The organism is Curtobacterium sp. SL109 (assembly GCF_026672405.1).
Taxonomy (GTDB): Bacteria; Actinomycetota; Actinomycetes; order Actinomycetales; family Microbacteriaceae; genus Curtobacterium.
On record NZ_JAPPRB010000002.1, the window covers coordinates 2,964,107 to 2,989,909 of the forward strand.

A 25,803-nucleotide genomic window follows, 5' to 3' on the forward strand; every position below is an offset into this window, starting at 1 on the left:
CGGTAGGAAGCCTGGTCCCTCAGGACCCAACAACGTGCACCAGCTGCTCGCTCCACCCCGACCCGTTCCAACCAGGCAGGCCCGGTGTACTGAAGATCGAGAGCATCACTCCCAACTGCACTGTCAATGTTCCACCCATGAGCTACCCGTCGGACACGTTCGGTCCGAATCGGGCGCCTGGACCAGTGAACCGGACCACCATGCGGTGACCAGCACTGACCAGATGCTCCTTAGAAAGGAGGTGATCCAGCCGCACCTTCCGGTACGGCTACCTTGTTACGACTTAGTCCTAATCACCGATCCCACCTTCGACGGCTCCTTCCACAAGGGTTAGGCCACCGGCTTCGGGTGTTACCGACTTTCATGACTTGACGGGCGGTGTGTACAAGGCCCGGGAACGTATTCACCGCAGCGTTGCTGATCTGCGATTACTAGCGACTCCGACTTCATGAGGTCGAGTTGCAGACCTCAATCCGAACTGAGACCGGCTTTTTGGGATTCGCTCCACCTTACGGTATCGCAGCCCTTTGTACCGGCCATTGTAGCATGCGTGAAGCCCAAGACATAAGGGGCATGATGATTTGACGTCATCCCCACCTTCCTCCGAGTTGACCCCGGCAGTCTCCTATGAGTCCCCGGCATAACCCGCTGGCAACATAGAACGAGGGTTGCGCTCGTTGCGGGACTTAACCCAACATCTCACGACACGAGCTGACGACAACCATGCACCACCTGTACACCGACCACAAGGGGGCGACCATCTCTGGCCGTTTCCGGTGTATGTCAAGCCTTGGTAAGGTTCTTCGCGTTGCATCGAATTAATCCGCATGCTCCGCCGCTTGTGCGGGCCCCCGTCAATTCCTTTGAGTTTTAGCCTTGCGGCCGTACTCCCCAGGCGGGGCGCTTAATGCGTTAGCTACGACACAGAAACCGTGGAAAGGTCCCTACATCTAGCGCCCAACGTTTACGGCATGGACTACCAGGGTATCTAATCCTGTTCGCTCCCCATGCTTTCGCTCCTCAGCGTCAGTTACGGCCCAGAGATCTGCCTTCGCCATCGGTGTTCCTCCTGATATCTGCGCATTCCACCGCTACACCAGGAATTCCAATCTCCCCTACCGCACTCTAGTCTGCCCGTACCCACTGCAAGCCCGAGGTTGAGCCTCGGGATTTCACAGCAGACGCGACAAACCGCCTACGAGCTCTTTACGCCCAATAATTCCGGACAACGCTTGCACCCTACGTATTACCGCGGCTGCTGGCACGTAGTTAGCCGGTGCTTTTTCTGCAGGTACCGTCACTTTCGCTTCTTCCCTACTAAAAGAGGTTTACAACCCGAAGGCCGTCATCCCTCACGCGGCGTTGCTGCATCAGGCTTTCGCCCATTGTGCAATATTCCCCACTGCTGCCTCCCGTAGGAGTCTGGGCCGTGTCTCAGTCCCAGTGTGGCCGGTCACCCTCTCAGGCCGGCTACCCGTCGTCGCCTTGGTGAGCCATTACCTCACCAACAAGCTGATAGGCCGCGAGTCCATCCCCAACCAAAAAATCTTTCCACCACCAGACCATGCGGCCGGCGATCATATCCAGTATTAGACGTCGTTTCCAACGCTTATCCCAGAGTCAGGGGCAGGTTACTCACGTGTTACTCACCCGTTCGCCACTAATCAACCCAGCAAGCTGGGCATCATCGTTCGACTTGCATGTGTTAAGCACGCCGCCAGCGTTCGTCCTGAGCCAGGATCAAACTCTCCGTAAAAAAATTACAACCAACACCGAAGTGTCAGCGAGTTGATTCTGACTGTTGACTGTCTACTGACAATCTTCAATCCAAAAGGAATTGTCTCCGACACCGAGCAAGCTCGGCGACGAGGTCAATAAATTGGCATTGACAATGTGCACGCTGTTGAGTTCTCAAGGACCAGACGCACCGGACTTCTTCCCTCTGCAGGATGCCCGTCCAGGCAACTTCGGTACTGTACCACTACTTCAGTGGCGGTCATGATGACCGGCTTCATTGGAGTGGGTGGTCCCGCTTGAGGCCGACGTGATCCGGACTGCGTCTCCCGGGGCTCTCGCTCCGGTGACCGTCTCGGCGTTCCCGCCGCACCTTTGGGGTGACGAGTAAGAACATTACGGGCGATCCGCCGATTGGGCAAACCGAGTCCGCACGACGGCGTGTCGCCCGGAACGACGCGGATCGCGCCCCGGGGACGACCGAGGGCCCGACATCCGGGTGGACGTCGGGCCCTCGTGACCATGCGGTCGGGGTCGTTCAGCGGCGTGCGATGACCGGGTTCTTCAGCGTGCCGATCCCGGAGATGGTGACCTCGACGACCTCGCCGTCGTGGATCTCGCCGACACCCGCGGGCGTGCCGGTCAGGATCACGTCGCCGGGCAGCAGCGTCCAGATCGCCGACACGAACTCGATGAGCGACGGGATGTCGTGGACCATCTCGCTCGTCGAGGCCACCTGCCGCAGGTCACCGTCGACGCGGGTCTCGAGTCGGACGTCCGACGGGTCGAGTTCGGTCTCGATGACGGGTCCGAGCGGGCAGAAGGTGTCGAAGCCCTTCGCGCGGGCCCACTGACCGTCGCGCGCCTGCAGGTCTCGGGCGGTGACGTCGTTCGCGATCGTGTACCCGAGGATGACGCTGGCGAAGTCCTCGCGCTTGACGTTCTTCGCGAGGGAGCCGATCACGATGGCGAGCTCGCCCTCGTGGTCGACGCGACCGATGCCCTCGGGCAGGCGGATCGGTTCGTCCGGGCCGATCACCGAGGTGTTCGGCTTGAGGAACACCACGGGGTCGTCGCCTGACACGTCGTCCATCTCGGCTTCGTGCTCGGCGTAGTTGAGCCCGACGCCGATGACCTTCGACCGCGGGATCACCGGGGCGAGGAGCTTGACGTCCGACAGTGGCACCCGCTCCCCCGTCGTCTCGAACCCCTGGTACATCGGGTCCCCCGCGAGCACCACCAGAGCGCGCTCATCGAGGATGCCGTACCGGGGGTCTTCACCCTTGCTGCTGAACCGTGCGATCTTCACGCTTCGACCCTACCGACGTCCGTGCCGCGATCAGGACGCGTCGGTCAGCTTGGTCATCCACCCGTGCGGGTCGGGACGACGGCCGGACTGGATGTCGGTCAGTTCCTCGCGGAGGGACATGGTGAGTTCGCCGGCCCCCACGGTCGGCGAACCGATCGTGAAGCCGTCGCCGCGGAGCTCGGCGATCGGGGTCACCACCGCGGCAGTGCCGCACGCGAAGGCCTCGGTGATCGAGCCGTCCGCCACGCCGTCGCGCCACTCGTCGAGCGTCACCCGTCGACGTTCCACCCGCAGACCGCGGTCCTCTGCCAGCTGCAGGATCGAGTCGCGCGTGATGCCCTCGAGGATGGAGGGCGAGTCGGGCGTCACCAGGGTGCCGTCGGCCTTGACGAGCACGACGTTCATGCCGCCGAGCTCCTCGAGGTAGCGCCCCTCTTCGGAGTCGAGGAACATCACCTGCTGGCAACCGTGCTCGTAGGCCTCCTGCTGCGGGAGCAGGGACGCGGCGTAGTTGCCACCCGTCTTCGCCGCACCCGTGCCGCCGCGGCCGGCGCGGGCGTAGTTCGTGGAGAGCCAGATCGACACGGGCTTCGGGCCCGAGGTGAAGTACGCACCGGCCGGGCTGGCGATGCAGTGGTACGCCACGGCCTGGGCAGCGCGGACCCCGAGGAAGGACTCCGTCGCGATCATGAACGGCCGCAGGTACAGACTGGTCTCCGGAGCCGACGGCACCCAGTCCACGTCGGTCTGGACGAGCTGCCGGATCGACTCCACGAAGGCCTCGACCGGGAGCTCCGGCAGCGCCAGGCGCCGGGCCGAGCGCTGGAAGCGTCGGGCGTTCGCGTCCGGGCGGAACGTCCACACGGACCCGTCGGGGTGCCGGTAGGCCTTGAGCCCCTCGAAGATCTCCTGCGCGTAGTGCAGGACGCTGGCGCTCGGGTCGAGCGACAGCGGTCCGTACGGGTGGATGGAGGCGTCGTGCCAGCCGTCGTCGACCGTCCACTCGATGGTGGCCATGTGGTCGGTGAAGTGCTTGCCGAACCCGGGGTCCGCGAGGATGCCCTCGCGCTCGGCCTCTGCACGACGCTTCGCCGACGGGGTGGTGGAGAACTCGAGTCCGAAGACCGAGTCGTCGCTGACGGTGTCGCTGCTCATCGGTGTGGCTCCTTCTCAGGCGGTTCTGGTGCGTGCGGCGACCGCGCTGACGACGGCGTCGCCGATCTCGGTCGTGCTCCGCTCGGATGTGCCCCGGTCGGCCAGGTCGGCCTCCACCGCAGCCGTCACGATCGCTGCCAGGTCCGCGCGACCGATGTGGTCGAGCAGCAGGGCGACGGAGAGGACGGCGGCCGTGGGGTCGGCCTTCTGCTGACCCGCGATGTCCGGCGCGGACCCGTGCACCGGCTCGAACATGCTGGGGAAGGTGCCGTCCGGGTTGATGTTCCCCGAGGCCGCCAGCCCGATGCCGCCGCTGATCGCGCCGGCCAGGTCGGTGATGATGTCGCCGAACAGGTTGTCGGTGACGATGACGTCGAAGCGACCGGGGTCGCGCACCATGTGGATCGTGACGGCGTCCACGTGCTGGTAGTCGACGGTGACGTCGGGGTGCTCCTGCGCCACGGCGTCGACGGTGCGCTGCCAGAGCGATCCGGCGTGCACCAGCACGTTGCTCTTGTGCACGAGCGTCAGGTGCTTGCGCTCGCGCCGGCTGGCGAGGTCGAACGCGTAGCGGACGGTGCGCTCCACCCCGTGCGCGGTGTTCAGCGAGACCTCGGTCGCGATCTCGTGCGGCGTGCCGACGCGGATCGCTCCCCCGTTGCCGACGTAGGGCCCCTCGGTGCCCTCGCGCACCACCACGAAGTCGACGGTGCCGGGCGCCGCGAGCGGCGAGGCCACGGAGTCGTGGACCTTGGTCGGACGCAGGTTGACGTAGTGGTCGAACGCGAACCGGAGCCGCAGCAGCAACCCGCGCTCGATGATCCCGCCGGCGAGCCGGGGGTCGCGCGGGTCCCCGCCGACGGCGCCGAGCAGGATCGCGTCGTGCGTGGCCAGGGCGTCGAGGTCGTCCTGCGTCAGGATCTCGCCGGTCTCGAGGTACCGGGTCGCACCGAGGGCGAAGGGGGTCTCCTGGATGACCAGGTCGTCCGGGGCGACGGCGTGCAGGACCCGGAGGGCCTGGTCCACGACCTCGGGACCGATGCCGTCGCCGCGGATGACCGCGAGCTGCAGTGTCTGCGTCATGCCGGCTCCTAGAGCGTGATGTCGATCTCGCGGAGCGAGGAGGCGTCGATCGTCGAACGGACGTGCTCGAGGATCTCCGCGGGCACGGGCGAGTCCACGGTCAGGACGCTCAGGGCCTGTCCGCCGGCGGCCTGGCGCGCGATCTGCATGGCGGCGATGTTGATGCCGGCCTCGCCGAACTCCTTGCCGTAGACCGCGACGATGCCCGGGCGGTCGGTGTAGTCCATGACGACGTGGTGCTTGTCGAGCGCGACCTCGACGTCGTAGCCGTTGATCTCGACGAGCTTCTCGACCTGCTTCGGCCCGGTCAGGGTCCCCGAGACGCTGATCGCGGGCCCGTCGGACTGGGCACCACGGATCGTCAGCACGTTGCGGTACTCGGTGCTGTCGGTGTCCGTGATGAGCCGGACGGAGACCCCGCGCTGCTCCGCGATCAGCGGGGCGTTGACGTAGGAGACCTGGTCGCTCACGACGTCGGTGAAGACGCCCTTCAGCGCCGCGAGCTTCAGCACGCTGACGTCGAAGCCGGCGAGCTCGCCGTGGACCTCGACGTCGATGCTGGTGACCGGCGACGTGGCGAGCGCGGTGAAGACCTGCCCGAGCTTCTCGACCAGGGGGATCCCCGGGCGGACGTAGGGGTCGATGACGCCACCGGCGACGTTGACGGCGTCGGGGACGAGCTCCCCGCCGAGGGCCAGCCGCACGGACCGGGCGACCGAGACGCCCGCCTTCTCCTGGGCTTCGTCGGTCGAGGCGCCGAGGTGCGGCGTGACGACGACGTTCGGCAGTGCGAGCAGCGGCGAGTCCGTCGGGGGCTCGGTGACGAAGACGTCGAGGCCGGCGCCGGCGATCTGTCCGGCGGTCAGTGCCCGGTGCAGGGCGTCCTCGTCGATCAGGCCGCCGCGGGCGACGTTCACGACGAACGCGGTCGGCTTCATGACCGCGAACTGGTCGTCGGAGATCATCCCGAGGGTCTCGGGGGTCTTCGGCATGTGGATCGTGACGAAGTCGGCACGGCGGAGGAGGTCGTCGAGCGAGACGAGCTCGACGCCGAGCTGCTGGGCGCGGGCCGTGGTGACGTAGGGGTCGTACGCGATGACCGAGACGCCGAAGGCCTGCAGCCGCTGCGTGATGAGGGCACCGATGCGACCGAGGCCGATGATGCCGACGGTCTTCTCGTAGAGCTCGACGCCGGTGTACGCGGACCGCTTCCACGCGCCCGCCGCCAGCGACGCGTGCGCTGCCGGGATGTGGCGCGCGAGCGAGAGGATGTGGCCGACCGTGAGCTCGGCCGCCGAGATGATGTTCGACGTCGGGGCGTTCACGACCATCACACCGGCGGTGGTGGCCGCCTTGATGTCCACGTTGTCGAGGCCGACGCCGGCGCGGGCGACGACCTTGAGGTTCGGTGCCGCGGCGATGGCCTCGGCGTCGACCTTGGTGGCTGAACGCACCAGGACGGCGTGCGCGTCGGTGAGGGAGGCCAGGAGTGCGGCACGGTCGGTGCCGTCCACGTTCCGGATCTCGAAGTCGGGCCCGAGGGCGTCGACTGTGGCGGGCGAGAGTTCTTCGGCGATCAGGACGACCGGCTTCGGCACAGCTGTTTCCTCACACGAGACGGGCGGTGTCCGCCCATCGTATCGACGCCGACGGGCGCGTTACGACCGTGGGTGGGGGCCTGTGGAGAACCGCATGACGAAACGGGAGGCCCGTGGCGGCGCCGCCACGGGCCTCCTGTCCGTCGACCGGTCGGGTCAGGACCCGATGCGGAGCGTGCTGCCGACGTACTGCAGCAGGGTGAACCAGAGCGCGGACACCGCGCAGAGCGCGGCGACGAAGACCACGACCGTGCGGACGACGTCCATCCGACGGGAGACGACCCAGGCGGCGACGAACGCGACCGGCGCGATGGCGACGTCGATGACGAGCGCGACCCACGGCGTGGAGGTCTCGAGGCCGGTGCCGCCGTTCTTGTGGACGAAGGCGTTGAAGTCCGCGACGGACTTGGAGACCCCGACGAAGTTGCCGACGGCCTGCCACGTCACGTACGCCAGGCACAGGGCGGCGACGACCCAGACCACGACCTTGCCGGGGGTGGCGACGACGCGGCGCCGGTCGGTGTCCGCGGCGGTCACCCGAAGCTCCTGGTCATGATGAAGGGCCAGGGGATGAGGACGAGCGCCCCGATGAGCAGCCAGGTGAACCGGGTGCGGTTGCGGCTGCCCTGCCCGAGCCAGAGCGTGGCGGCGAACCAGAACGCCGGCGCCATGATCGCGAGGACGCGCATGACCTCGGACACGATGCCGGCGACACCCGTGCCGGTGATGGTCAGCAGGCTGGCGCTGACGAGCCAGGCGACCGTGTAGAGCAGGTAGACACCACCGAAGACGCCCATGCCGACGAGGGCCCCGGACCCGAGTGGCTGCTCCACGTCGGACTCCCGACGCGCGCGGACCCGCACCGGGTTGTGCGCGGCGTCGACGTGGGTGGCGTCGGCGGCGTCTCCCCAGGAGAGTGCGTCGTCGTCGTCGTGGTCGACGGCCGGGTCCGGCGGGGACGCGGCGGCGCCGTCGTGTGCGGGAGGTGCCGGGTTCATGCCCTCGATCCTACGAGAGGCCGCGGACAGCCGTGGACCGTACGGGGCGTCCTGTGGACGGGTCAGACGTCCGCTGCCTCGGTCTGCAGGACCTCGGCGACCACGTCGCGCACCGCCGGGAACAGCGGGTGGCTCTCCATCAGTCCGGTGAGGATCTCGGTGAGGGCGTGCGCCGTCGCACCGGAGCGGAGCAGGGCGTGCAGCTCGATCGACTCGGGGTCGTCCTGGTCGTCGAAGGCGAGCGCCACGCGGACCGCGCCGACCAGGTGCTCGACGGGCATCCCGCGCTCGGCGAGCTGCGCGGCCGGACCGATGAACCGTTCGCGGCGACCGAGCTTGCGGAGCGGGTTCCGCCCGACGCGCGCGGTGGTGTCCGGCAGGTGCGGGTTCGCGATCCTGGACAGGTTCGCGGCGACGTAGCGGGCATGGTCCGCGCGGTCGAAGCCGTGCTTGGCGACGAGCAGCTCGGTGGTCTCCGCGAGGACGCCGTCCACCGCCGCGCGCACCGTGGGGTCCTCGAGGGCTTCCCGGATGAGCCGGATCCCCCGGACGTAGCCGTGGTAGGCGGCCGTGGCGTGGGCGGTGTTCACCGTGTAGAGCTTCCGCTCGACGAACGGCTGCAGGTCGTCGACCCAGGTGACGCCGTCGATCGCGGGCGGTTCGGCGTCGGTGCCGGCAAAGGGTGTGCGTTCGATGACCCACTCGTAGAAGGGCTCGAGCACGACGTCCAGGCCGCCGAGCTGTCCGAGGACGCCGGACTGGTCGGGGACGATCCGGTCGATCGCGCAGTTGGCGAAGACCGCGGCGACGACCCGGTCCTCGAGCACCGGGGCACGACGGATGCTGGCGTGCAGCGAGTCGGTGGCGTTGTAGGCGTTCTCGCACGCCACGATCGTGACGACGCCGGCCTCGGCCGGCCGTGCCGCGAGGCCCTCGGCGATGATCGGTGCGACGAGCGGCAGCGTGCGGGCGCCGACGGCGGTGGTGACGACGTCCGCCTCGGCGATCGCCTGGACGACCCGGGCGCGGTCGGACTTGCTGCTGAGCGCCCGGAAGCCGTGCACGACGTGCTCGACGGGGGCTTCGCCCACCTCGTGGACGACGAAGCGGCCGGCTTCGTTGAGTGCGGAGACCACACGTTCGTCGACGTCGACGAAGGTGAGTTCGTAGCCGCTCGCCACGAGGAACTGGCCCACGAACCCGCGCCCGATCTTGCCGGCGCCGATGTGGACCGCTCGCTTCGTCACCGCCATCGAACGATCATCCCATGCTGGTCGGGCCGGTCCTGCCACGTGGCGCGGGGACCGCCCAGCGAGGAGGAGCGGCGGTGCTCGACGCCCTGGGCAGGGGCGGAGGGACGCCTGTGCGTGGCGCCGGGGGTGGTGGAGAAGGGCTTCATGTCGTTCGGGTCACATCGAGAGGCGGCGGTGCACGGGTGCACACCGCCGCCTCGTCGTCGAGTGGTTCTCGGGAAGACTACCGCGCGGCCGAACCGTCGACGTAGTCGGAGTCCGACTGCTTCCATGCGAACAGCTTGCGGAGCTCGCGGCCGGTGGCCTCGATCGGGTGGCCCTCGCCCTTCTCGCGCAGGGCCTTGAACTCCGGTGCGCCGGCGTCCTGGTCGTCGATGAAGCGCTTCGCGAAGGCACCGTTCTGGATGTCCGCGAGCACCGCCTTCATGTTCTCCTTGACCTCGGGCGAGATCACGCGGGGACCGGAGACGTAGTCACCGAACTCGGCCGTGTCGGAGATCGACCAGCGCTGCTTGGTGAGGCCGCCCTCCCAGATCAGGTCGACGATGAGCTTGAGCTCGTGCAGGACCTCGAAGTACGCGATCTGCGGCTGGTAGCCCGCCTCGACCAGGGTCTCGAAGCCGTACTGGATGAGCTGCGACGTGCCACCGCAGAGGACGGCCTGCTCGCCGAACAGGTCGGTCTCGGTCTCCTCGGTGAAGGTCGTCTTGATGCCGCCGGAGCGCAGGCCGCCGATGGCCTTCGCGTAGGACCAGGCGAGGTCCCAGGCGCTGCCGGACGAGTCGACCTCGACGGCGACGATCACGGGGACGCCGCGGCCGGCCTCGTACTCACGGCGCACGGTGTGACCCGGGCCCTTCGGGGCGACGAGGGTGACGTCGACGCCGGCGGGCGCCTCGATGTAGCCGTAGCGGATGTTGAAGCCGTGGCCGAAGACGAGCGTGGCGCCCGGCTGCAGGTTCGGCTCGATGTCGTCCTTGTAGACGATGCGCTGGACCTGGTCGGGCGCGAGGATCACGATGACGTCGGCCCACTTCGTGGCCTCGGCGGGCGTGTGCACCTCGAAGCCGGCCTCCTCGGCCTTCTGGCGGCTCTTGGAGCCCTCCTGCAGACCGATCTTCACCTCGACGCCGGAGTCGCGGAGGTTGAGGGCGTGGGCGTGGCCCTGCGAGCCGTAGCCGATGACCGCGACCTTCTTGCCCTGGATGAGCGTCAGGTCGGCGTCGGCGTCGTACACGATGTCAGTCACGGTGTGGTTCTCCTGGGTCGGTGTTCGTGCGGGTGCGTGGCGGTGCTCAGCGCACCCGATCGGTGATGCTCTTCGGTCCGCGGCCCATGCCGAGGAGACCCGCGCGGGCGAGCTCCTTGATGCCGTAGGGCTCGAGCACGCGGAGGATCGCCTGGATCTTGCCGGGGTCACCGGTCACCTCGACGATGAGCGAGTCGTTCGCGACGTCGACGACCTGGGCACGGAACAGGGTCACTGCTTCGAGCACGGCCGAGCGCGTCTGGTTGTCGACACGGACCTTCACGAGCATGTGCTCGCGCTGGACCGACTGTGGGAAGTCGAGTTCGACGATCTTGATGACGTTGACGAGCTTGTTGAGCTGCTTGGTCACCTGTTCGAGCGGCAGGTCCTCGACGTCGACGACCACCGTGATGCGGGACAGGCCCTCCACCTCGGTGTTGCCCACGGCGAGGGACTCGATGTTGAAGCCCCGTCGGGCGAACAGCCCGGCGACGCGCGTCAGCAGGCCGGGCTTGTCCTCCACCAGGAGGGACAGGACGTGGCTCATGCGGGTTCTCCCGTCATGTCGGCGTCCTCGTCGTCCCAGGTGGGGGCGAGTTCGCGGGCGTACTCGATGGAGGAGTTGCCGGTCCCCTGCGGGACCATCGGCCACACCATGGAGTCGCGGCTGACGACGAAGTCGATGACGACCGGGCGGTCGTTCGTGTCGAGCGCGAGCTGGATGGCGGCGTCGACCTCGTCGGCCTTCTCGACGCGGATGCCGAGGGCGCCGTACGCGTCGGCGAGCTTCACGAAGTCGGGGATCCGCTTGGTGCCGTGGCCCGTCTGCAGGTCGGTGAACGAGTGGCGTCCGTCGTAGAACAGCGTCTGCCACTGCCGCACCATGCCGAGCGACGAGTTGTTGATGATCGCGACCTTGATCGGGATGTCGTTGATGACACAGGTCGCGAGTTCCTGGTTGGTCATCTGGAAGCAGCCGTCGCCGTCGATCGCCCAGACGACACGGTCGGGCTGCGCCACCTTGGCGCCCATCGCGGCCGGGACCGAGTAGCCCATCGTGCCGGCACCGCCGGAGTTGAGCCAGGCGTTCGGGCGCTCGTACTGGATGAACTGTGCAGACCACATCTGGTGCTGGCCGACCCCGGAGGCGAAGACGCCCTCGGGTCCGGTCATCTCGCCGATCCGCTTGATGATCGCCTGCGGGGCGAGGAGCCCGTCGGTCGGTTCGGTGTAGCCGAGCGGGAAGTCGGTCCGCAGCTGCTCGAGGTGTGCCCACCAGTCGGAGGTCGATGCACGGTCGTCGACCGGCACGTCGGCCCACGCCGCGGTGAGGTCGACCAGGACCTCCTTCGCGTCACCGACGATCGGGACGTCCGCGTACCGGATCTTCGAGATCTCGGCGGGGTCGATGTCGACGTGGACGACCTTGGCACCCGGGGCGAAGTCGTCGACCTTGCCCGTGACGCGGTCGTCGAACCGGGCACCGAGCGCGATGATCAGGTCGCTCTCCTGCAGCCCGAGCACCGCCGGCACCGTGCCGTGCATGCCCGGCATGCCGAGGTGCTGCGCGTGCGAGTCCGGGAAGGCGCCGCGCGCCATCAGCGTCGTGACGACGGGGGCACCGGTGGCCTCGGCGAACGCGAGGAGCTCCTTCGACGCACCGGAGCGGATGACGCCGCCGCCGACGTAGAGCACCGGGCGGGAGGACGACGCGAGCAGCTGTGCCGCCGCGGTGATCTGCTTGCCGTGGGCCTTCGTGACCGGGCGGTAGCCGGGCAGGTCGACCTTGGGCGGCCAGACGTACGGAGCCGACTTCTGCTGGGCGTCCTTGGTGATGTCGACGAGCACCGGGCCGGGCCGGCCCGTCGTGGCGATCTGGTAGGCCGCCGCGATCGTCGCGGGGACGTCCTCGGGCTTCGTCACCAGGAACGAGTGCTTCGTGATCGGCATCGTGATGCCGACGATGTCGGCCTCCTGGAACGCGTCGGTGCCCATCAGTGTCGAGAACACCTGACCGGTGATCGCGATGAACGGCACCGAGTCCATGTAGGCGTCAGCGATGGCGGTGACGAGGTTCGTCGCACCGGGGCCGGACGTGGCGATGGCGACGCCGACCTTGCCGGACGAGGACGCGTAGCCCTCGGCGGCGTGCCCGGCGCCCTGCTCGTGCCGGACCAGGATGTGGCGGATCGTCCCCGACGCCATGAGCTCGTCGTAGAACGGGATGATCGCGCCGCCGGGCAGCCCGAAGACGTCGGTGATCCCGAGGTGCTCGAGGGACCGCAGGACGGCCCCCGAGCCGGTGAGGACCTCCGGCGTGCGACGCGCTCCGGTGGCCGCGGACAGCGGTGTTGCTTCCGTGGGCATGTGGGGTTTCCTGCCTGGAGAGGTGGCGGTGATGCGGGTGTCGACGCTAGCCCGTGACCGCGCCGGTGGCGGCGGACTGGACGAGCTTGGCGTACTTCGCGAGGACTCCGCGGGTGTAGCGCGGGGGCAGCGGCGCCCAGCCGTCACGGCGGGCCTCCAGCTCGGCGGCGTCGACCAGTAGGTCGAGCGTCCGAGCCGCGATGTCGACACGGATGCGGTCGCCATCGCGCACGAAGGCGACGGGACCTGCGTCCACTGCCTCCGGTGCGATGTGGCCGATGCAGAGGCCGGTTGTGCCGCCTGAGAATCGACCGTCGGTCAAGAGTAGTACATCCTTGCCGAGGCCCGCGCCCTTGATGGCCGCCGTGATGGCGAGCATCTCGCGCATGCCGGGGCCGCCCTTCGGGCCCTCGTAGCGGATGACGACGACGTCGCCCTTGTGGATCCGGCCCTCGGTCAGGGCGTCCATGGCGGAGCGTTCGCGGTCGAACACCCGCGCGGGACCCTCGAAGACCTCGGCGTCGAAGCCGGCCGTCTTCACGACCGCACCCTCGGGAGCGAACGAGCCCTGCAGGATCGTCAGGCCGCCGGTGGCGTGGATCGGGTTGTCGAGCGTGCGGAAGACCTTGCCGTCGAGCTCCGGCGGGTCGATCTCGGCGAGGTTCTCCGCGACGGTCTTGCCCGTCACGGTCATGCACTCGCCGTGCAGCAGGCCGGCGTCGAGCAGCGCCTTCATGATCACCGGGATGCCGCCGTTGCGGTCCACGTCGAGCATGACGTACTTGCCGAAGGGCTTCATGTCGGCCAGGTGCGGGACCTTCGAGCCGATGCGGTTGAAGTCGTCGAGGGTGAGCTCGACCTCGGCCTCGTGCGCGATCGCGAGCAGGTGCAGCACGACGTTGGTCGAGCCTCCGAGGGCCATGGCGACGGCGATGGCGTTCTCGAACGCCTCCTTCGTCAGGATCTGGCGCGCGGTGATGCCGAGCCGGAGCATGTTCACGACGGCCTCGCCGGAACGGTGCGCGTAGTAGTCACGGCGACGGTCGGCGCTGGGCGGCGCGGCCGAGCCGGGCAGCGACATCCCGAGGGCCTCGGCGACGGACGCCATCGTGTTGGCCGTGTACATCCCGCCGCAGGCGCCTTCGCCCGGGACGATCGCGCACTCGATCTTCTTGAGCTCCTCTTCGCTCATGGTGCCGGCCTTGCACGCGCCGACGCCCTCGAAGGAGTCGATGATCGTGACTTCCTTCATCGAGCCGTCGGCCTGCTTGACGTAGCCCGGCATGACCGAGCCGGCGTAGAGGAAGACGCTCGCGAGGTCGAGGCGGGCCGCGGCCATGAGCATGCCCGGCAGCGACTTGTCGCAGCCGGCGAGCAGCACGGTGCCGTCGAGGCGCTCGGCGTTGACGACCGTCTCGACGCTGTCCGCGATGACCTCACGCGAGACGAGGGAGAAGTGCATGCCCTCGTGGCCCATGGAGATGCCGTCCGAGACGGAGATGGTCCCGAACTGCAGCGGGTAGCCGCCACCGCCGTGGACGCCTTCCTTGGCGCCCTGGGCGAGTCGGTCGAGGGACAGGTTGCACGGGGTGATCTCGTTCCAGGACGAGGCGATGCCGATCTGCGGCTTCTCCCAGTCCTCGTCGCCCATCCCGACGGCCCGCAGCATGCCACGCGAGGTGGTTGCTTCGATCCCGTCGGTGACGACCCGGCTCCGCGGCTTCACGTCGATGTCAGGCATGCGCTGAGTCTAGGACGGATTGGGATACCAGCGGCGCACGTCCATGCATCCGCATGTTGCGACGGGCGGGCGTGAGCTCGCGAAACACCGGTGTTCAGCGTTCGAACCGCGCCGACACGCGGCGTGGTTGCTGAACACCGGTGTTCAGCTCGAATGACGGGCGGGGCAGGGCGGACGGGAGGCTCGGCTCGGCCTGGTCAGCGCACCGCACGCAGGCGCGCGAGCTGCTTCAGGACGTCGGTCAGCGCCGCCGGGTCGGCGACGCGGAAACCGGCGAGCGTGTCGCCCTCCCCCACCTTCACGCCTACGTCGCCGTCGCCGAGCACGCGGAATGCGTCCTCGTCGGTGACGTCGTCGCCGGCGAAGAACACGGCGTCCGAGCCGCGGAGGTCGCGGAGCCGAGCGATCGCGTCGCCCTTCGTGACGTGCCGGACGGCGAACTCGAGGATGTCCTTGCCGCCGCGCTCGAGCACGTCGGCGTCGGCCTCGTGCGCAGCCGCACTCGCCGCCGCGTCCGCCTCGGCGGCGACCTCGGCGCTGACCCGGCGCGTGTGCACACCGTGCCCCGCGGGCTTGTGCTCGATGACGACGCCCGGGAACCGCTCGCCGACCGCGTCGAGCGCCGCACCGACCCGGGCGACCCGCTGCTGTTCGTCCTCGGTCAGGGCGTCCTCGGCGTGACCGTCGACCCGCCACTCGACGCCGTGCGAGCCGACGAGCGCCATGTCCGCCGGCGCCTGCGTGACCGCCGCGAGGCTGTCGAGCGGCCGACCGGAGACGAGCACCACCTCGGTGTCCTTCGCCCGCTGCAGGGTGAGCACGGCGGCCCAGCTGCCGGGCAGGGCCCCGACGTGGCCGGGGTCGTCGGCGAACGGCGCCAGGGTGCCGTCGAAGTCCAGGGCGACCAGGAGACGCGGAGCGTCGCCGAGGCCCGCCAGGGCCGCTGTGAGCGCCGACCCGTCGACGGTGGTGTCAGTGGTCTCGTCACGCATCACGGGCCTCCCGGGTGTCCTCTGCTGCACGCGCCTTCTGGGCGTCCTGGTCGAAGATCGACATGCCGTCGGTCTGGGCCTCGCGGTGGCGGTCGGCCGGCTCCGTCGCCGACGCGTCGATCCGCGCGTTGCGCGGGGCGTGCCGGTCGAGCGCCTCGAGGAACGACCGCGACCAGCGGGCCACGTCGTTGTCGCGGACCCGCTTGCGGAGTGCGCGCATGCGGGTGGAGCGCTCGCGGCGGGGCATCTCGATCGCCCGCTCGACGGCGTCCTTCATGGCGCCGATGTCGTGCGGGTTGATGATGACCGCCTGCTTCAGCTCGTCGGCGGCACCGGCGAACTCCGAGAGGATCAGCACGCCGTCGTTGTCGAAGCGCGTGGCGACGTACTCCTTGGCGACGAGGTTCATGCCGTCCCGGAGCGCGGTCACGAGCATGATGTCGGCGGCCAGGTAGAGCGCGACCATCTCCTCGCGGGGGTACCCGTGGTGCAGGTACGAGATCGGCTGGTGGCCGATGGTGCCGAGGTCGCCGTTGATCCGGCCGACGCTCAGCTCGATCTCGTCGCGCAGGGTGCGGTACGTGTCGACGCGCTCGCGGCTCGGGCTGGCGACCTGCACGAGGGTGGCGTCCTCGACCCGGATGCGGCCGTCCTCGATCAGCTCGCCGAACGCCTTGATGCGGTGCCGGATGCCCTTGGTGTAGTCGAGTCGGTCGACCCCGAGCAGCACGGTCTTCGGGTTGCCGAGTCCGGCGCGGATCTCGCGGGCGCGCTCCTGCACCTCGGGCTTCCTGGCGATGTCCTCGAAGCTCTCGGCGTCGATCGAGATCGGGAAGTGGCGGGCCTCGACGTGGCGCACGGTGATGCCCTTGCGGCTGCGGGGAGCCGCCGGGTCGTCCACGGGGACGTCGATCGTCGTGCCCTTGGTCGTGTAGCCCTTGATGTGGCGGACCGCACGGAGGAAGTCGCTGGCGTCGTCCTGGCGCTGGAACCCGATCACGTCGGCGCCGAGCAGGCCGTCGAGGATCTGGGCGCGCCACGGCAGCTGCGCGTAGATGCCGACGGGCGGGAACGGGATGTGGTTGAAGAACCCGATCGTGACGTCGGGGCGGAGCTCCCGCAGCAGCGCCGGCACGAGCTGCAGCTGGTAGTCCTGCACCCAGACGATGCCGTCCTGCTCGACGATGTCGGCGATCTGCTCCGCGAAGCGCTTGTTCACGCTCTTGTACGCGTTCCACCAGTCGCGGTGGTAGCTCGGGTGCTCGATGACGTCGTGGTAGAGCGGCCAGAGGGTGTCGTTGCTGAACCCCTCGTAGTAGTCCTGCACGTCGCTCGCGCTGAGCGGGACGGGGACGATGTGGATGCCCTCGTTGTCGAAGGGGTCGACGTCGACGTCGGGCTGGCCGACCCAGCCGACCCAGGCGCCGTCGTTGGCGCGCATGACCGGCTCGAGCGCGGTGACGAGGCCACCGGGAGAGTGCCGCCAGCCCTCGTTGCCGTCCTCGTCGACGACGCGGTCCACGGGGAGACGGTTGCTGGCGACGACGAAGGAGTACTTGGTGGACGAAGGATGCGGAGCTGACACGCCACCGAAACTACCAGCGTGCCGGTCCCCCGCTCCCGGAAGCGGAACCTGAGCAGACTGCGCGGCAGGGCCGGTCGTCCCGGTCCCGGCGCGCAGTCGTCGCTCACTAGGCTCTGGCGCATGGTCAGCACTCGCTCGTGGCGGAACGGTTCGGACGCGGAGCGGGACTTCCCCGTCGACCGTGTCTCGGACCTGGTCGCCGACGAGGACGCCTTCGTCTGGATCGACTACACGGACCCGTCGGCGACCGACCTCCGCCAGGTCGAGGAGGAGCTCGGCATCCACGCGCTCGCCGTCGAGGACGCCGTCGAACACGGACAGCGTCCGAAGCTCGACCGGTACCGCGACAGCCTGTTCCTGGTCGTCTACGACGTGCACGGTCGGGACGCCGAGGGCGAGCTCGTCACGCGCGAGGTCAAGGCCTTCGTGACGAAGCGGGCCCTCGTGACGATCCACGGCGCGGACGTCGACATCGCCGCGGTCGAGCGCCGGCTCGCGTCGAACGCCGACATGGCCGAGCACGGGGTGCCGTGGCTCGTGTGGGCGCTCCTCGACGCCGTCGTCGACCACGCCACCGCCGTGGTCGAGCAGATCGAGCAGGACATCGACGCGCTCGAGGACGACCTGTTCGAGCACGGCGACCCCCGTGAGCAGCAGATCCAGCGCCGGTCGTTCCGGTTGCGCAAGGCGCTCGGGGTGCTGCGGCGGCAGGTCGTCCCGACGAAGGACAGCGTCGCGTCGCTCCTGCACGGGGACGCGGAGACCATCGTCAACGGCATCCGCCCGTACTTCCGCGACGTCGAGGACCACCTGGTCTCCATCGCGGACTCGGTCGACCAGCTCCGTGACGCCGTGGGCAGCGTGCTCGACACGAACCTCAACCTGGCGTCGAACCGGCAGAACACCGTGATGAAGAAGGTGACGAGCTGGGCGGCGATCATCGCCATCCCGACCGCGATCACCGGGTTCTTCGGGCAGAACGTGACGTTCCCCGGCGAGGGCCACTGGAGCGGGCTGTTCGCGTCCGTGGCGCTCATCATCGTGACGTCGCTGCTGCTCTACCGGTCGTTCAAGCACCGCGACTGGCTGTAGCCCGAGGCGCGCGCACGGGCACCCCCGCCGGCGCTACAGCCGCAGCGCGAGGATCCCGGCGACGACCGTGAGCGGCGCGACGACGCAGCCGAGCGCCATGTAGCGCCCCCACGACAGGTGCACGCCCTCGGCGCTGAGCCGCGCGTGCCACAGCAGCGTCGCCAGCGAGGCCCACGGCGTGATGAGGCAGCCCGCGTTCACACCGATGAGGAGCGCGGCGTACCGCAGGGCCTCGTGCCCCGCCGAGGGCTCGAGCACCAGGTAGGCGGGCAGGTTGTCGATCACGTTGGCGGACACCGCACCGGCACCGCCGAGCAGCAGCAGCGAGCCGGTGCCGGTGCCGCCGGAGACGGCCTGCACGAGCGGGTCGGTGATGCCCGTCGTGTGCAGGGTCTCGACGACGACGAACAGCCCGGCGGCGAACACGAGCGTCGACCACGGCACCCGGGAGGGCTTCAGCTCGGACGGCGCCCGGAAGGCGGCGACCACGACGAGCAGGACCGCCGCGGCCAGTGCGGCGACCCACACGGTCACGCCGACGGTCAGGGCGATGACGAGCGCCACGAGGACGGCCGACGCCGCCCCGAAGAACACCGGGTCAGCGGGCCGGCGCACCTCGACCGGGGTGTACCGGCCGAAGAGCTTGCCGCGGAACACCACGAGCAGCACGGCGCACGGCACGACGACCCCGGCGAGCGCGGCCCAGACCATCAGGCCGGCGAAGGGCAGTGGGCCGTCGAGCCCGATGCGGTCGACGGCGAGCAGGTTCGTCAGGTTCGACACGGGCAGCAGGAGCGAGGCCGTGTTCGCCAGCCACACGGTGGTCAGCGCGAACGGCATCGGCGGGAGCCCCACCCGGCGTGCGAGCGCGATGACGATCGGGGTGAGGGGCAGGGCGGTGGTGTCGATGGACAGGAACACGGTGCAGACCACGGCGAGGACGACGACCGCGCCCAACAGCCCGATGGTCCGGCCGCCGCCGATGCGCGCGGCGACGTCGGCCAGGCGGTCGAACACCCCGGCGTCCGCGGCGAGCTCCGAGACGATCGTGAGCCCGAGGACGAACCCGAGGACGGGCAGGACCCGGGCGGCGAGCTCCCCGAGGTCGGTGAGCGGCAGCAGCCCGAGGGCCACGCACACGGCCCCGGCGACGAGCAGGGCGGCTCCGATGACGGCTTGGCGCACGGTGGTTCTCCTCGCGGTGGTGAGCCGGAGGTGCCTGTGCGCCCGGCGGCGTTCCAATGTACCCACCGGTAGCGTTGACCCGACGACAACAGGAGGCATCTGTGCGCAAGTTCATGTTCAACGGTGCGGTGTGGAGTTCCCTCATCAGCGGCTACAGCGTTCTGCAGACCACCCGGCAGGGGCCCAGGGACTGGCGTCTCGCCCTGACCTGGGTGGCGTGGATCTCGACGACGATCGTCGCCATCGGCACGGTCGTCGAGGACGACCGCGCAGTGCGCTCGCGTCAGCCGTGAGCTGACGTCCCCACGGGACGCGACAGGAGGCCCGGTGCCAGCTGGCACCGGGCCTCCTGTCGCGTCCGGGGTCGCCGCTACCGCTCCGGTGGGACGTCCGACGTCCGGATGTCCGAGGTCTGGATCGGGCCGGTGAAGAGCGCCGCGCGCTCGTCCCCCTCGCCGAAGAGCGACGCGTCGCCCTCCGACGACCGGCTGCGCCGCCGGGCGGGGGCGGCGGGCTCGGCGAGCTGCACGCGCTGGACCGGGAGCGCGTCCGGGTGGGTGCGCTGCAGCCAGTCGACCATCTCCTCGCGGACGTAGCAGCGCAGGTCGAACAGGCCACCGGCGTCCGGTGCGGTCACCAGGATGCGCACGCGCACCATCCCGCCGACCGCGTCCGTGACCTGGAGCACCTTGGTGCGGCGGTCCCAGATCGTCGAGGTCTCGAGGATGCGGTCGAGCTCCGTGCGCATCTCCGCCGGGCTGACCCGCCAGTCCAGGTCGAACTCGACCGCGCCGAGGAGCTCGCTGCTCGTGCGGGTCCAGTTCTCGAACGGCGTCGAGGTGAAGTACGTCGACGGCAGCACGAAACGGCGGTCGTCCCAGAGGTGGACGACGACGTACGTCAGGGTGATCTCCTCGATGCGGCCCCACTGCTGCTCGACCACGACGACGTCGTCCACGCGGATCGACCCGGAGAACGCCAGCTGCATGCCGGCGAAGACGTTGCCGAGCGTCGACTGCGCGGCGAGGCCGGCGATCACCGAGATGAGCCCGGCTGAGGCGAGGACGCTCGCGCCGGCGGCCTCGACCCCGGGGAACGTCAGGAGGATCGCGCCGACGCCGATGATCACGAGCACCGCGACGGTGAGCCGGCGGAGGATGAGCACCTGCGTGCGGATCCGACGGGCGACCCGGTTGTCCGGGACGTCGACGCGGTACTTGTGCAGCCCGAGACTCTCGAGGAACACCGCAAGCACACATGCGAGCCACGTGCCGACGCCGATGGTGGCGACGAGGAAGACGTGGGAGACGGCGTCGCGCCAGGGGTACCGGTCGGTGTCGGGGATCGTGGAGGCGAACGCCACCCAGAGCAGGGCGACGAGCAGCATCGTCCTGGTGGCGTGGCGGGAGCGTCGGGACAGCGAGGCGGCCCAGCGCTCACGACGGCCGAGTGCCCGGAAGACCAGGTGCAGGACGAGCGCGACGACGGCGGTCACGAGGAGGGCGGACCCGACCGCGACCAGGAGGCGGATGAGGATGTCCATCCGACCATCGTGGCAACGCCGCTCGCGCGCCGTCCAGCCGACGGACAGCCCCGGTGTGGGGTCGTGTGCGATGTCGGCAGGTTGGTGGACAGGACCCAGCCCGTTCGGAGGTGGATGTGATGCATCGGCCCGATCCGCCTGTAGCGTGTCGGCATGACAGCGCAGAACGACACCGGGGTGGACCGTGCGCCCGCCAACGACTTCTCGCACGAGCAGGAGGGCTACCAGCACGGACTGAAGCCCAGGCAGCTCCAGATGATCGCGATCGGCGGGGCGATCGGCACCGGGCTCTTCCTGGGTGCCGGTGGACGGCTGCACACCGCCGGGCCCGCCCTGGCCGTGGTGTACCTGATCGCCGGCGTGTTCGCGTTCTTCATCCTCCGGGCCCTCGGCGAGCTCGTCCTCCACCGCCCGTCCTCCGGGTCGTTCATCTCCTACGCCCGCGAGTTCTACGGCGAGAAGTTCGCCTACGCCGCCGGCTGGATGTACTTCCTCAACTGGGCGATGACCTCGATCGTCGACACCACCGCCGTCGCCCTGTACCTGCAGTACTGGCGGGCCTTCACCGCGGCACCGCAGTGGTTGCTGGCACTCATCGCGCTGATCGTCGTCCTGGCGGCGAACATGGTGGCGGTCAAGGTCTTCGGTGAGCTGGAGTTCTGGTTCGCCATCATCAAGGTCGTCGCCCTGGTGGCGTTCCTCGTCGTGGCACTGGTCTGGCTGATCTTCGCGTTCCCGGTCGAGACCGGCGGCGAGGCGGTCCGCACCGGGTTCTCGATCTGGCAGGACAACGGCGGTCTGATCCCGAACGGCCTGCTGCCCGCCGTGCTGGTGGTGCAGGGCGTCGTCTTCGCGTACGCCGCGATCGAGCTCGTCGGCACCGCGTCCGGCGAGACCCAGGACACCGAGAAGGTCATCCCCCGCGCCATCAACTCCGTCGTCCTCCGCATCGCCGTGTTCTACGTCGGCTCGGTCGTGCTCCTCTCGCTCCTGCTCCCGTACACCTCGTACAAGGAGGGCCAGAGCCCGTTCGTGACGTTCTTCTCGTCGCTCGGCAACCCGCAGGTCGGGGTGGTCGTCGGCTCGATCATGAACTTCGTCGTCCTGACCGCCGCGCTGTCCTCGCTCAACGCCGGGCTGTACTCGACCGGACGCGCCCTGCACTCGATGGGCATGAACGGGTCGGCGCCGAAGTGGACGACGAAGATGACCAAGGGCGGCGTGCCGTTCGCGGGCATCCTGCTGACGGCCGCGTTCACGGTCGCCGGCGTGGCCCTGAACTACTTCGTCCCGAGCCAGGCGTTCGAGATCGCCCTGAACATCGCGAGCCTCGGGATCATCACCGCGTGGGGCACGATCATCCTCTGCCAGATGAAGCTGCGGCAGTGGGCGAAGCAGGGCCTGGCGAAGGAACCGTCGTTCAAGCTGCCCGGTGCGCCCGTCACCTCGTGGCTGACCCTGGCGTTCCTGTTGTCGGTGCTCGTGCTGATGGCGATCGACTGGCCGGTCGGCACCCTCACCATCGCCTCGCTCGTGATCATCATCCCGCTGCTCGTCGTCGGGTGGTTCCTGCAGCGCGACCGGATCCTCCGCATCGCCTCGCTCCGCGAGGGCGTCACCGGCCCCTACCCGATCACCGGCCGCGACCCGGCGAACCAGGTCCGCCGCGGCGACACCGACACGGACGGGGACGACTCCCACTCCTGATGCTTGTCCGCGCAACGCGACGAGCATCCTCGTGACACCGAGAGGTCCGGCACCCGCCGCTACGATCAGCGGGTGCCGGACCTCTCTGCTTCCCCGACGCTCGACCTCCAGCTCTCGTGGCGTGGCACCTTCGGCCGTGTCCGCGTGTTCCCCGACCGGGTGCACGCCGAGACGAGCTACGAGCGCGACGGCCTGACGGCGGTGCCGATGGAGCACGTCCAGGGCTGGCGCATCGAGCCGTGCGACTTCGACGCCGTCTGCGTGGAGTTCGTGACCCCCGAGGACACCTACCGAGTGCTGCTCGACACCTCCGACCGGGGCGTCGCGGCCCTGGCGCTGCAGCGGGTCCTCGGCGAACCGGCTCCGACCGAGTCCTGACGCACCACGGCCGCCGACCAGCAGGTCGGCGGCCGTGGTGCGCGCGTCGGGGTCGGACGGGACAGTCGTCCGTGTCGACCGTGTTCGTCACCGTCGCACCGGAACCGGCGTCGATGCGGATGCTGTGCTTCGTGCCGGCGTCGTCGCGCACGTCGCCCTCCCAGACGACCTTCCCGAGGTGGTCGTCGAGCCCGAGCTCGGTGACCGTCCCGGCGACGACGTCCTGGAGCTTCCCGGCGGCGTCGGCGACGTCGAGCTCCGCGGCGGCCACGAAGCGCTCGTTCTCCCGCACGTCGTCGGCGTCGGAGTCGTCCACGGTCGGGGTGCCCTCGACGGCGGACCCGGCGGCGTTCGTGTGCACCTCGTGCTCCTGGCCGTCCGACGTCACGACGAGGACCTGCCAGGTGGTGCCGCCGCGCTCCTGCTCGACGCCGACGACGGTGGGGGCGCCGGAGTCGACGGCGTCACGGGCGGTCGCAGCGGCGGCCACCAGGGCGTCGTTCGACGCGGCGGCCGAGGTGGCGGCGCCACTGGCCGAGCCGGCGACCGCGCCCGAGGACTGCGCGGTGCCGGTGCCGGCAGCGGTGTCGTCGTCGTCGCGGTCGTCGCTCGCGCAGCCGGTCACGACGAGGGCCCCGGCGAGGAGCACGGAGGCGGAGAGGGCGATGCGGCGGGTGCGGGTCATGTCGGTGATGTCCATGGGCACCACCCTCGGGGTCAGGTGCTGAAGCAGGCCTGAAGCCGTCTGGACAGCCGCCTGGTCAGTCGCAGGGACAGCCGTGTCACCCTGGTCAGCCGCCGAGCGGCAGTCGTACCACGAACCGCGCGCCCCCGAGCGGCGACGTCACGACCTCGACGGACCCGCCGTGCGCCCGCACTGCGTCCCGCACGATGGCCAGCCCGAGGCCCGACCCGCCGGCGTCGCGGCTGCGGGACTCGTCGAGGCGGACGAAGCGGTCGAACACCCGCTCGCGCTCGGCCTCGGGCACGCCGCTGCCGTCGTCGTCGACGGTCAGCTCCGCCGCTCCCCCGACCTCGCGCACGGCGACGGCGATCCGCTCGCGCGCGTGCCGGCAGGCGTTGTCCACGAGGTTCCGGACGACCCGGCTGAGCACCCGCTCGTCGCCGAGCACCCGGGCGGCACTGATCCCCGAGCCGTCGACGGTGCAGCCGCCAGCGGCCCGGGTCCGCGACACCTCGGCCAGCGCCAGGTCGTCGAGGTCCACCGCACGCCGCTGCCCGATCCCGCGCTCGTCCAGCCGGGAGAGCTCGAGCAGCCCGTCAACGAGGCCGGCGAGGCGGTCGTTCTCCGCGAGGACGACCTCGGTCAGCTCGTCGACGTCGATCCGGTCGGGATGGGCCCTGGCGACGGAGGCGTGCTGCCGCACCGACGCGATCGGCGACCGCAGCTCGTGCGACGCGTCGGCGACGAACCGCCGCTGCGCCACCGCGGCCCGCTCGAGCCGGTCGAGCATGTCGTTCATGGTGTCCGCCAGCCGGGCCACCTCGTCCCCGGTCTCCGGCACCGCGACCCGCACGCCGTGCGACGCCGCGCCGACCGTGGCGACCTCGCGGCGGATCCGCTCGACGGGCCGGAGCGACCGGCCGACGACGATCCACGTCCCGATGCCCATCAGCGTCACGAGGAGCGGGACACCGATCGCGAGCAGGGTCACCACCGCGGTCGTCGCCGTGTCGGCGGCGTCGAGCGACGCACCGTAGACGATGGTCGCCTCGGACCCGCCGGGCAGGTCGACGTCGTCCGCGACAAGCAGCCACCGCTCCCCGTCGAGCGTGACCCGCGACTCGTCCGCCGTCGGGAGCGCCGGCGGGTCGGCATCGTCACCGTGGGCGAGGACGCGGCCGCCGTCACCGACGACCTGCACGAGGACCTCGTCGTAGCTGTCCACCGCCGAGGCGCCGTCGGCCTCGACCCGTGCGGCGGCCTGCTCGAGACCGCTCTCGGCACCGGCACGCACGCCGTCGACGAGCACGAGCCGCAGCACGGTGACGAACGCCACGGACCCGATGACCAGGGCCCCCAGCACCACGAGCACCGCGGCGAGGGTCGTCCGCGCCCGGAGGCTCTGCGGGCGGTGGACCCGTCCCCGCTCAGGCACCGTCGTCCGCCAGCCGGTAGCCGGCACCCCGCACCGTCTCGATCGTGGCGCGTCCGAACGGCCGGTCGACCTTGCGACGGAGGTGTCCGACGTAGACCTCCACGATGTTCGGGTCACCGTCGAAGTCGACGTCCCACACGTTCTCGATCACCTCGCGCTTCGAGCAGACCTGCCCGGCCCGGCGGACGAGGAACTCCAGCACCGCGAACTCGCGGCTCGTCAGGTCGAGGGGCGTGTCACCGCGGGCAGCCGTCCGCGCTGCCGGGTCGACGCGCAGGTCCCCCACGGTCAGGACGGCGGGCCGCTCCCGCGCACCACGGCGCACCAGGGCGCGGAGACGGGCGACGAGCACCGGGTGCGAGAACGGCTTCGTCACGTAGTCGTCGGCACCGGCGTCGAGCGCCTCGACCTGGTCCCACTCGCCGTCCTTCGCCGTGAGCATGAGCACCGGCGTCCAGTTGCCCTCGGCCCGCAGCTGCCCGCAGACCGCCCAGCCGCTCAGGCCCGGCATCATCAGGTCGAGCACGACGGCGTCGTAGTGGAACTCGCGCGCGTGCCACAGGCCGTCGATGCCGTCGTGGGCGACGTCGACCGCCCAGCCCTCGGCTTCGAGCCCGCGGCGCACACCGTCGGCGAGTCGGACCTCGTCATCGACCACCAGGACACGCATGGCCGCCATTGTCCTCGGGCCGCGCTGAAGCGCGCCTGAAGCGG

21 protein-coding genes, 1 rRNA gene and 1 pseudogene are annotated in these 25,803 nt (G+C 69.7%); 4 read left to right on the top strand and 19 right to left on the bottom strand.

Translation table 11 applies throughout. The features are described from left to right. Nucleotides 1-234: 234 nt before the first annotated feature. The 14 genes from OVA28_RS15495 to otsA all read right to left on the bottom strand — a co-directional run bounded on the left by OVA28_RS15495 (nt 235) and on the right by otsA (nt 17,064). A 16S ribosomal RNA gene (locus OVA28_RS15495) occupies nt 235-1,756 on the bottom strand. Nucleotides 1,757-2,272: 516 nt separating this feature from the next. Further along, a complete protein-coding gene (locus OVA28_RS15500) occupies nt 2,273-3,043 on the bottom strand; it encodes a fumarylacetoacetate hydrolase family protein (RefSeq protein ID WP_268097574.1) in 771 nt (256 codons plus the stop codon). 30 nt (nt 3,044-3,073) lie between these two features. Next, entirely contained in the window at nt 3,074-4,198 is a 1,125-nt protein-coding gene (locus tag OVA28_RS15505) for a branched-chain amino acid aminotransferase (protein WP_268097575.1), read from the bottom strand. 15 nt (nt 4,199-4,213) lie between these two features. Then, nucleotides 4,214-5,281: a 3-isopropylmalate dehydrogenase gene (locus tag OVA28_RS15510; protein WP_268097576.1), complete on the bottom strand. Its 1,068-nt coding sequence runs from the start codon at nt 5,279-5,281 to the stop codon at nt 4,214-4,216. An 8-nt stretch (nt 5,282-5,289) separates the two neighbouring features. Continuing rightward, a complete protein-coding gene (serA, locus tag OVA28_RS15515; protein WP_268097577.1) occupies nt 5,290-6,879 on the bottom strand; it encodes a phosphoglycerate dehydrogenase in 1,590 nt (529 codons plus the stop codon). A 156-nt stretch (nt 6,880-7,035) separates the two neighbouring features. Further along, nucleotides 7,036-7,416, bottom strand: a complete 381-nt coding sequence (locus OVA28_RS15520) for a hypothetical protein (protein WP_194661872.1) — start codon at nt 7,414-7,416, stop codon at nt 7,036-7,038. Continuing rightward, nucleotides 7,413-7,877, bottom strand: a complete 465-nt coding sequence (locus tag OVA28_RS15525) for a hypothetical protein (RefSeq protein WP_268097578.1) — start codon at nt 7,875-7,877, stop codon at nt 7,413-7,415. The genes OVA28_RS15520 and OVA28_RS15525 overlap by 4 nt, the downstream gene beginning before the upstream one ends. 62 nt (nt 7,878-7,939) lie before the next feature. After that, nucleotides 7,940-9,130: a mannitol-1-phosphate 5-dehydrogenase gene (locus tag OVA28_RS15530; protein ID WP_194661876.1), complete on the bottom strand. Its 1,191-nt coding sequence runs from the start codon at nt 9,128-9,130 to the stop codon at nt 7,940-7,942. A 223-nt stretch (nt 9,131-9,353) separates the two neighbouring features. Further along, on the bottom strand, nt 9,354-10,379 hold the full coding sequence (ilvC, locus tag OVA28_RS15535) for a ketol-acid reductoisomerase (RefSeq protein WP_071271342.1): 1,026 nt from the start codon (nt 10,377-10,379) through the stop codon (nt 9,354-9,356). A gap of 46 nt (nt 10,380-10,425) precedes the next feature. Then, nucleotides 10,426-10,926: an acetolactate synthase small subunit gene (gene ilvN, locus OVA28_RS15540; RefSeq protein ID WP_071271345.1), complete on the bottom strand. Its 501-nt coding sequence runs from the start codon at nt 10,924-10,926 to the stop codon at nt 10,426-10,428. Continuing rightward, on the bottom strand, nt 10,923-12,746 hold the full coding sequence (locus OVA28_RS15545) for an acetolactate synthase large subunit (RefSeq protein WP_268097579.1): 1,824 nt from the start codon (nt 12,744-12,746) through the stop codon (nt 10,923-10,925). The genes ilvN and OVA28_RS15545 overlap by 4 nt, the downstream gene beginning before the upstream one ends. Before the next feature lie 46 nt (nt 12,747-12,792). Beyond that, entirely contained in the window at nt 12,793-14,487 is a 1,695-nt protein-coding gene (gene ilvD / locus OVA28_RS15550) for a dihydroxy-acid dehydratase (protein ID WP_194661880.1), read from the bottom strand. 197 nt (nt 14,488-14,684) lie between these two features. Next, entirely contained in the window at nt 14,685-15,479 is a 795-nt protein-coding gene (otsB, locus tag OVA28_RS15555) for a trehalose-phosphatase (protein WP_268097580.1), read from the bottom strand. Next, nucleotides 15,472-17,064, bottom strand: coding sequence for an alpha,alpha-trehalose-phosphate synthase (UDP-forming) (gene otsA / locus OVA28_RS15560; RefSeq protein WP_194661891.1), 1,593 nt, complete (start codon nt 17,062-17,064; stop codon nt 15,472-15,474). The genes otsB and otsA overlap by 8 nt, the downstream gene beginning before the upstream one ends. 120 nt (nt 17,065-17,184) lie before the next feature. On the opposite strand from otsA, the gene OVA28_RS15565 reads away from it, so the two are divergent. Beyond that, on the top strand, nt 17,185-18,156 hold the full coding sequence (locus OVA28_RS15565; protein ID WP_194661892.1) for a magnesium transporter CorA family protein: 972 nt from the start codon (nt 17,185-17,187) through the stop codon (nt 18,154-18,156). A 33-nt stretch (nt 18,157-18,189) separates the two neighbouring features. On the opposite strand, the gene OVA28_RS15570 is transcribed toward OVA28_RS15565, so the two are convergent. Beyond that, nucleotides 18,190-19,341, bottom strand: a complete 1,152-nt coding sequence (locus OVA28_RS15570; protein WP_268097581.1) for an SLC13 family permease — start codon at nt 19,339-19,341, stop codon at nt 18,190-18,192. A 101-nt stretch (nt 19,342-19,442) separates the two neighbouring features. On the opposite strand from OVA28_RS15570, the gene OVA28_RS15575 reads away from it, so the two are divergent. Further along, the gene (locus tag OVA28_RS15575; RefSeq protein ID WP_071271369.1) at nt 19,443-19,634 is read left to right on the top strand and encodes a hypothetical protein; all 192 of its coding nucleotides are present in this window, start codon (nt 19,443-19,445) and stop codon (nt 19,632-19,634) included. Between the two features lie 77 nt (nt 19,635-19,711). Here the strand turns inward: OVA28_RS15575 and OVA28_RS15580 are convergent, their stop codons facing one another. Continuing rightward, a complete protein-coding gene (locus OVA28_RS15580) occupies nt 19,712-20,884 on the bottom strand; it encodes a mechanosensitive ion channel family protein (RefSeq protein ID WP_268097582.1) in 1,173 nt (390 codons plus the stop codon). Nucleotides 20,885-21,037: 153 nt separating this feature from the next. Between OVA28_RS15580 and OVA28_RS15585 the strand changes: the two genes are divergently transcribed. Continuing rightward, nucleotides 21,038-22,591, top strand: coding sequence for an amino acid permease (locus OVA28_RS15585; protein WP_268097583.1), 1,554 nt, complete (start codon nt 21,038-21,040; stop codon nt 22,589-22,591). Nucleotides 22,592-22,663: 72 nt separating this feature from the next. Beyond that, nucleotides 22,664-22,969, top strand: a complete 306-nt coding sequence (locus tag OVA28_RS15590; protein ID WP_194661899.1) for a hypothetical protein — start codon at nt 22,664-22,666, stop codon at nt 22,967-22,969. A 154-nt stretch (nt 22,970-23,123) separates the two neighbouring features. Here OVA28_RS15590 and OVA28_RS19225 read toward each other — a convergent pair. From OVA28_RS19225 to OVA28_RS15605, 3 genes and pseudogenes are all read right to left on the bottom strand, one after another. Continuing rightward, nucleotides 23,124-23,669 (bottom strand): annotated as a pseudogene (locus OVA28_RS19225) (hypothetical protein); the annotation flags it as partial. A 91-nt stretch (nt 23,670-23,760) separates the two neighbouring features. After that, nucleotides 23,761-25,089 carry a sensor histidine kinase gene (locus tag OVA28_RS15600; protein WP_268097585.1) on the bottom strand — a complete coding sequence of 443 codons (1,329 nt, stop codon included), beginning with the start codon at nt 25,087-25,089 and terminating at the stop codon, nt 23,761-23,763. After that, the gene (locus OVA28_RS15605) at nt 25,082-25,759 is read right to left on the bottom strand and encodes a response regulator transcription factor (RefSeq protein ID WP_194661906.1); all 678 of its coding nucleotides are present in this window, start codon (nt 25,757-25,759) and stop codon (nt 25,082-25,084) included. Before OVA28_RS15605 ends, OVA28_RS15600 begins: the two co-directional genes overlap by 8 nt. Nucleotides 25,760-25,803 lie beyond the last annotated feature (44 nt).

Bases quoted from the DNA above. Each gene is read 5' to 3' on its own strand.
- OVA28_RS15585 (WP_268097583.1), top strand. From the start codon at position 21,038: ATGACAGCGCAGAACGACACCGGGGTGGACCGTGCGCCCGCCAACGAC.
- OVA28_RS15505 (WP_268097575.1), bottom strand. From the start codon at position 4,198: ATGAGCAGCGACACCGTCAGCGACGACTCGGTCTTCGGACTCGAGTTC.
- OVA28_RS15565 (WP_194661892.1), top strand. From the start codon at position 17,185: ATGGTCAGCACTCGCTCGTGGCGGAACGGTTCGGACGCGGAGCGGGAC.
- otsB (WP_268097580.1), bottom strand. From the start codon at position 15,479: ATGCGTGACGAGACCACTGACACCACCGTCGACGGGTCGGCGCTCACA.
- OVA28_RS15580 (WP_268097582.1), bottom strand. From the start codon at position 20,884: ATGGACATCCTCATCCGCCTCCTGGTCGCGGTCGGGTCCGCCCTCCTC.
- OVA28_RS15510 (WP_268097576.1), bottom strand. From the start codon at position 5,281: ATGACGCAGACACTGCAGCTCGCGGTCATCCGCGGCGACGGCATCGGT.
- OVA28_RS15545 (WP_268097579.1), bottom strand. From the start codon at position 12,746: ATGCCCACGGAAGCAACACCGCTGTCCGCGGCCACCGGAGCGCGTCGC.
- OVA28_RS15525 (WP_268097578.1), bottom strand. From the start codon at position 7,877: ATGAACCCGGCACCTCCCGCACACGACGGCGCCGCCGCGTCCCCGCCG.
- ilvN (WP_071271345.1), bottom strand. From the start codon at position 10,926: ATGAGCCACGTCCTGTCCCTCCTGGTGGAGGACAAGCCCGGCCTGCTG.
- OVA28_RS15605 (WP_194661906.1), bottom strand. From the start codon at position 25,759: ATGCGTGTCCTGGTGGTCGATGACGAGGTCCGACTCGCCGACGGTGTG.
- OVA28_RS15530 (WP_194661876.1), bottom strand. From the start codon at position 9,130: ATGGCGGTGACGAAGCGAGCGGTCCACATCGGCGCCGGCAAGATCGGG.
- ilvD (WP_194661880.1), bottom strand. From the start codon at position 14,487: ATGCCTGACATCGACGTGAAGCCGCGGAGCCGGGTCGTCACCGACGGG.